Annotated in this window: 2 protein-coding genes; both read right to left on the reverse strand. The window is 43.3% G+C overall.

What is annotated here, in order from left to right:
- Window positions 1-3,966, reverse strand: a 3,966-nt coding sequence (locus tag ACVBIU_RS20310) for a retention module-containing protein (protein WP_447164630.1), incomplete at its 3' end; no start/stop codon positions are given.
- A gap of 245 nt (window positions 3,967-4,211) precedes the next feature.
- Window positions 4,212-7,706: VCBS domain-containing protein (locus ACVBIU_RS20315; RefSeq protein WP_447168805.1), on the reverse strand; the 3,495-nt coding region annotated here is incomplete at its 5' end.

The raw sequence follows: 7,706 nt of genomic DNA on the forward strand, positions 1-7,706 counted from the left end.
AGTGCCTTGATATTCAACAGTGTTGATCGTCAGGGTCACGGTGTCGCCATCATTAAATTCACCGGTCACCACACCGGCAACGGCGATTTGCTCACCCGATTCTTGTGCGTTGATGATGTCATCTGCGGTGATGTTCTCATCAAGGGCAATGGCCAAGTTGACCGGCGCAGTCGTATCGACGTCATAATCTTCGGTATCGGTCGCGGTGGCGCTGTTGCCTGCTAAGTCAGTGCTGGTGACGCTGGCAGTAACAGTTGTTGTTTCACCATCTACTAGAATGCCTGCATCGACAGTGGTGCTAAATCCAAGAACACTATCATTTAACTCAATGACAGTCGTGGTAATGATAGTATTGCCATCTAAGGTGAGGGTAATAGTATCACCAACTTGTGCAATACCACCTACAGTTCCGCTGAGGGTAACTGTACCAATGGCTTCATCACCATTTATGACGTTATCTGTGCCTATCACTATCTGGTTAAGGTCTATGCTCGTTTCTGCAAGAGTGTCAATAACTGCTGAATCGGAACCTGGTGCAGAGGTATTACCAGCTTGATCTGTAACTGTCGCTGTAACGATTATTTCATTACCTTCCCCAGGGGAAGGTAAAGTCAGGTCTACCGAATTTTCATCAATTTGAGCTTGAGTAAGAATGATATCGACATCATTAACAGTGAGTGTGTCTCCGGCAATCGCACCCGTGCTGGTTAAGTCGATAGTGATATCTATAGTTGATGCTTCAGCAAGTTCATCAAAGTTGATAAATGCATCATTATTTGCATCTGTAGCTATGGTTACTTGCGGTGCTCCATCAATGACTGGCGTCACTTCAAGTGTCAGTATTGCGCTCTCACCCGTATTTGTTGTGTAGGTGATGACTGGTACGCTGCCGTTCCAGTTGTCGAATGGGGTGAAGGTATAAGAACCATCTTTATTGATGACGACTATGCCGCCTTCAATTTCGGCAGGCTCACCGGCTTTGTAGGTATTACCGCTAACGCTGTATTCAGTAACGGTTAATTCGGTATCGACATCAGTGTCATTAGTGAGCACATTGCCTTCTGCTGGAGTGTCTTCTTCAACCGTATTATTGTCATTGCGTGCAATAGTTGGATCGTCTACAGGCTTAACTTCAAGCGTTAGTTCGGCACTTTCGCCGGTGTTGGTGGTGTAAGTTATAACCGGTACGTCACCGTTCCAATCATCATTTGGCGTGAATGTGTATGAGCCATCGGTGTTGATAACCAGCTTGCCACCTTCAACTTCTACTGTGCTTCCCGCTGGGTATTCTTTACCTTCAACTTCAAAAGAGCTGACGGTTAACTCATCATCTAAGTCGGAGTCGTTTGCTAGTACGTTACCTGTCGCAACTGTATCTTCATCAATAACTTGAACATCATCTTGGACGATACTCATTAAATCGTAATCTTCAGTCGTCGATGCTTGGCCACGTTCGCCATTATGGCCAAAGCCATGCACAACAGCATCAACGACGGTGTCAGCATCTAGTAATAGTTCTGAGCCTTCTACTGTTATTGAGAAGCTACCATCTTCGTTCATTAAGGTTTGGTAATTGGTACCATTTATCGTAATGACGATGATGCCTATGGTGATTGCAGCATCTGCGTTGACTGTACCGGTAATGGTAATGCTTTGTTGCCCTTCGTCATTGGTGACTAGATTATCGCCAGTGATCGGGTCAAGGTCGATGCTGACATCCGCATTTATCGGGCTATCGTTATCGAAAATACGTAATGTACCTTGTGAGTCGGCTAGTTGAGCATTGGTAGGATCGAACAAATTGATAAGCGCAAACTCAGGGTTTGGATTTTCTACAATGAGATCATCAACAATTGGCACTGTAATAAATGCCGTGGTTTGTCCTGGTAGGAAGGTAACAGTGCCTGAGACTGCGATAAAGTCTTCACCAAAGAGTGCCGATAGCTCTTCACTAGAATAACTTACGGTAATAGTTTCGTCGCTTGGCTCACTTAAGGTTAGCGTAAATACCGCATTTTCCATGCCTTCAACTGCGATTGCGTAGTCTATGTTAATCAGAGGCAAATCGCTGCCAGCGGCATCGTTATCAAAAATCGCGAAGTCTAATAGCTCGTCATATACATTCTCACCTGTGACGGTCGCTCTGAAGTACTCGGTAGGTTCAATTTTAGCGTCATCGAAAATTGGTACACGGATCATTACGCTGCTATTGCCTGCAGATAACTCAAAACCAAAAATAGGGCGGGGGATACTGCCACTATAGTCGATAGAGGTGACCGTCATCGTCTGCCAAGTCAATCCGCCATCATTTGAGTATTCGATCGGAACCGTATAATCATCGGCATACTCGGCAATTGGAATACCTAATTGCTCGCTAAGAAGTTCACTGGTAAAGGTGATTTCTAAGAGGGAGTCCTCTTCAAATACGAGCTCACTGTTGAGTGTAAACTCATTGTATCCGTCACCTTCAGAAACATCTGGAATGTCAGCCGATAAGTGTGACTTGAATTGATCTTGAGTTGAAGAGGTGACTTCTCTAAAGGCTGTCCAATCCTCAACACGATAGTCGAGTGTTAACCCTTCCAGATCATATTGATCTACGCCTTCGTTTAGGATGATGGCGTAGTTACCATCACCTAAATCAACCAGGGTACCAATATCTTCAAAGTCAGCACTTAAGCGCACATTTTTAACGACTAGGTTATCGCTAATAACTTGATGTGCTGTGGCGCCTTTAAGTAAATCTTCTGCCGAAAATGTAATTTGTCCATCTAGCTCGTTATAGTTATATGTAACTAGACCGCCAGGCACTTCAAGTACGTCAACGGTTCTTTCATCTGCAGCATCCGGGGCGCGGTCCCCTGCTAAGTCTTCAATGGTGTCGGCAACGTGACCCATGGCTAAGCTTTCGAAAACGTTTTGCTCGTCAGGAGAGCGTTCTGAATCGCGAGTAAACTCAATCCCAAGCAGTGCAAGGACTTGCGACAGCATCTCTTTACCTGCTGTGGCAATATTTAATGGTTCGCCAGTTGTCGGATCAATATAACTGCTTAATAGTTCGTGTATTGCAGTCGAGATATTGATATTTGAATCATAGCTAGCATCTAGGTTGAGTAAGCTATTCGTTTGTAGGATGCCGTCATCAGTTCCATCACTAAGATCGTTATCCAAAGCTTGTAGAAAAATAGCCATATTTTCTACATAGTTGAGATTACTATCAGCAAGTGAAGTGCCTGCGATATCTTGCAGGAATAAGATTGTGCCTTGAATCGCATCAGCGCCAAAAGCTGCGATGGTGACATTACCGATGGTGAAAGTAATGGTATCGCCTTCACGATAAGTAAATGAGCCATCAGAACCTGCATCACCAGTAAAACCGCTAAGACCCGATGATGTCGTATAGGCTACGCCATTGACAAAGTTATCAGTGAATTGGGCAATTTGAATTGTGTTATCTATTCCAGAGTCGGCGTTAGCATCATCATTGGTATTATTTAAAGATAGGCTTGCAACAAGAGGGGAGCCTTGTTGTCCTGCTGTATCATGGCCTGCATTCGCAATCGTTTCTGATCCGCCGCGAGCAATAGATACATGACTAGAGCCACCCTCGTTACCAGCTTGGTTACCAGCGGCAGTGTCTGGGCCGTCTGTAGGATCTTCTCCTGAAGCGATAAGCGCTTGGATTGCTTCGATTTCACTTAGGGCTTCGTCTTCAGCTGAGGGGGAACTATTCGAAGGCGTTGAAGGAGTGTTTAGTAATTCGCTATTTTCTTCTGATGAGGATGAAAGTGAGCTGCCATCATCTAATAGTATGTCGACAAAACCATCTTCAGCAATCGATATATTAGTTCCAGCAGGAACTAATTCACCTTCACTAAGTTGCTGAACACTACCATTAATAGTAGCGGTAACAATGCCATTGATGTTTTGGATGTGTCCAGCTTGTGTTGTGATTATCGATTTCATTGCCCTGCTCCCTGCAAAAACAAGTTTGTTGTAACTGAGTACTTAAAAGTAACCTCTAATCGTGTGATGTTATATAAATGATTGCTTAAGGTCAATTTCTTGACGCTTTATGGTTGTTGTTTTTGGAGGGAATGTTGGACTGCAAAAATGGAATTAGAACTAAATATTAAAAAGGCCACTAGATATAGTGGCCTTTTTTCATTCATCGGTAATCGAATCGATGGATTGCTACTTTTGACTGATAATTACGGCAGATTTAATCCGTCATCGACTTGATCATAAGGTGGAATAAATGGTGTCGTATTTGGGTCTGCTATTAGAGCCTCATCTGTAATAAGCTCTGCAATAATGATGCTAGCATCAGTAGAGCTATAAACACTTGATAGATCAATACCGTCGAGGACAATCATAACGCTATCTGTACTACCTCCAAGCCCATCAGCATCGATAGTAATTGTTGTGTCACCTAAATTGAAGCTGAAAGACAAGAAGTCTTCTAGATTACCATTCTCTTCATTCACAAGAAGATCAGAAAGATCCAGTGTATCGATTTGATTGTTAAAGCCATAAATGGTGTCGGTGCTGCCATCAGCGGAGTTAGATCCCCAAACGAAGAAGTCTCTTTCACTGTCATCGGGGTTTAATAGCTCTCCACCGTAAAGTGCGTCATTACCTATGCCTCCAGAGAGTAAGTCTCTGCCAACTCCCCCGATAATGGTATCGCTACCGTCACCGCCGATAAGAATATCGTTATTTGCTCCACCATTAAGGGTATCATCACCACCTTGACCAAAGATGATATCGTTACCGTTGTCGCCGTTTAAGGTGTCGGAACCATCATTTGCTTGGGATACATCAAAGCTCGAGTAATTTTCTGATATAAACTCGTGAACATCCACATCCTTAATTGCATTAATATTTACTCCTCGCTCATCGGCAACATATTCTCTAAGCGCTTCCATGCCTTGTAGGCCATTACCTAGGAAGTCAGTTAAGTCGCCAAAAATAATGTCATCCCCATTACCGCCAGCAATGGTGTCATTACCTGGGAATGTATTTGATTGTAAAATGGCATCAGCTAAATCATTCACATCAATGTTATTGATAAGGGGAGCAGCAGAGTCGAACTGACCTAATATTGAAGTGTTGATATTTGGCCCTAAACCGATAGCTTCAACTGTTGAAATACCATTTAATAGCGCGTATGCGGCTAACGCATTATCAAAATAATTACCTGATTGACCATTATCGGTATTTGGAGCGCCGTCAGTAATGAAAAACGTTCGGTTGTTCCCGTTTGCAAAGTTATCGTTAAACCAATTATATGCTTCGTTTAGAGCTGCAGAGTAATTTGTAGTGCCGCCACTGCTCATTGAAGTAAAGGCGGATGCTATCATTGCTGCAGCATTATCCGCACTAAGATCAATCGAGATCAGCCTATTAGCGCTTTGATCAAAATCGACTAATAGTACGTTAACTGTACCTGCACCAGGCTGATTAGCATTCGCTATTAACGTATTTAGTACCTGTGTAATTTGGGCTTTAGCTGTGGCTACCGCGCTGGCTCCCATACTACCGGAAGAGTCAATGACAAAGGCAATATTGTAGCTTTCTCCTGCAATAACGCCTGGTACATCACTGATGATTGTATCGTTGCCACCAGTACCTGTGTACGTATCATCTCCGGGGCTAAGGGTTGCACTACTGTAGATACCAATATCTACGACGGCTGTATCTAAGCCACCGTTTCCATCACTGACGGTGTAAGTGAAGCTAACAGGGTTTGAGGAGTTGCCATTATGATCGAACGAAAAGGCACCATTCTCTTGAACAGTTAATTGACCACCCTGTAATGCAATCACCGCGGAGCCATTTACATAGGTTAGATCTACACCATTAATTTGGGTGATTGTTAGGGGATCAGAATCACCATCGCTGTCAATGCCACTTTCAGTGTCGTCAGCGATCATATTTGCAGTAAAACTTGTACCAGTATCAATGCTATAGACATTATTTAGTGCGTTAGGCTCTAAATTGTCTGGAGTCAAAGTAATGTTGAAATGACCAGAGTTATCCGGTGTGAATACAACGGCGTCATTATCGCCATCTGTTGCAGTGTATCCAAATTCAATATTAATGGGTTCATTATAAATTAAGCCGTTGGATGCAAGGCTAGTTACCTGGAAGTCTTCCCCACTAAGATGAATAATCTCTATGGACATTATATTTAAATTATTAGCCTCGAGCTCTTCGATTATCAAGGTGCCATTAATAGTTGTATTTACCGTTTTGGTGCTGCTGTCCGTATAAGTAATGATATATCGGATGTCGGCAGTCCCAGTATGAACACCGTTATTATTTGTGCCCAGATTAATAGCCAGTAAGGATGTCCCATTAACTCCATAATCGACTTTTATTGACTCATCATCACTGATAGAAGTTTGTGGCCCAACTCCCATACCGTGGCTGTTTGCGTTAATTTGAGAAGATATTCCGTTAGTAAAACCGGTAATGGTTGAGATGATGTTTGCTGCCTGGCCATTTTGGCTATATATGGTTCCATCAGCGTCGACATAGTAAGCCGAGTTATTACCAGCGGGGGCAGACCCAAGATCATAATCAATGATTGTTTCGAGGTCGACCTCTTGTAGCAGGTTAAACTCATAGTCGTAGTGACCATCTTGGTCCATTATTGCCGTTACGGTGAAAACATCCGTTCCGTTAGCACTTGCAGTTAATGTATTACCATTCATAGAGTAGCTGAGGTCTTGACCGTTATACTGGAGACCATCAGTCAACACTTGAAAATCTACATTTCCAAACCCATCAGCTCCAGGATCAAATAGATCCCCTGCGACACTGCTTCCTATTAAGTGCGGAATAATGTTTTCTGCAGACTCATCGACTTCGTCCACTGGTGCATCATCTTCTATCGTGACGTCGAAATCTGTAGCGACATCATGAATACCGTCATTGATAACGGCGCCAAAGTTGAATGTCAGTATATCTTCTATGTCATTTAAAGGATGATCGATATTGGCGAGTAAATTTACGGTGTAAACCACCTCAAACCCCGACAACTCTGATGTTACAGTCCCTAGCACAATTGTCATTACAGTATTGCTACCAGCCATACCTGTGAGTGTTTTAGTATTATTATCCCAAGACCAAGTCACCAGTACATTATTGGAATACATGTCTGTACTCGGGCCTTCAAGTGATACGTCGAATACGTTGCTATTTGGCGTATCTACATCGGTAAATATAATTTTTCCGTCTTGAGTTTTGAGATTAGTTGTATCGGTCGGATCACCAACATTGTCAATAATACCGTTTGTTAACCCTTCTTCTGAAACGGTAGTTGGTGTGGCATCAACAATGCTTGGAGCATCATTACTACCATTGATTGTAATGGTCAGCGTCGCCATCGCCTGCTGGTTATCGGCATCCTCAATCCAGTAGGTGAAAGTATCTGTTTCCATCTCATCGTCATATAGGCCATTGATGGTGGCATTGCTGTCATCAAGCAGATAGCTGTAGCTACCATCGGAAGAGATGGTCAAGGTTCCAAACTCACCGACAAGCACGATGTTGTTACCGATTGCAGTATCGCCATCACCTATGGTGACGTTGTTATAATTCTCTACTTTCACCACATTAAGTGTTTGGTTTTCAGGATCGCTATCGGCGACATCGGCAAAGCCGCTGCCGTGATCCATACCTGCAATCACTTCACCGCT

The sequence above is a fragment of the Shewanella sp. 30m-14 genome (assembly GCF_052977125.1).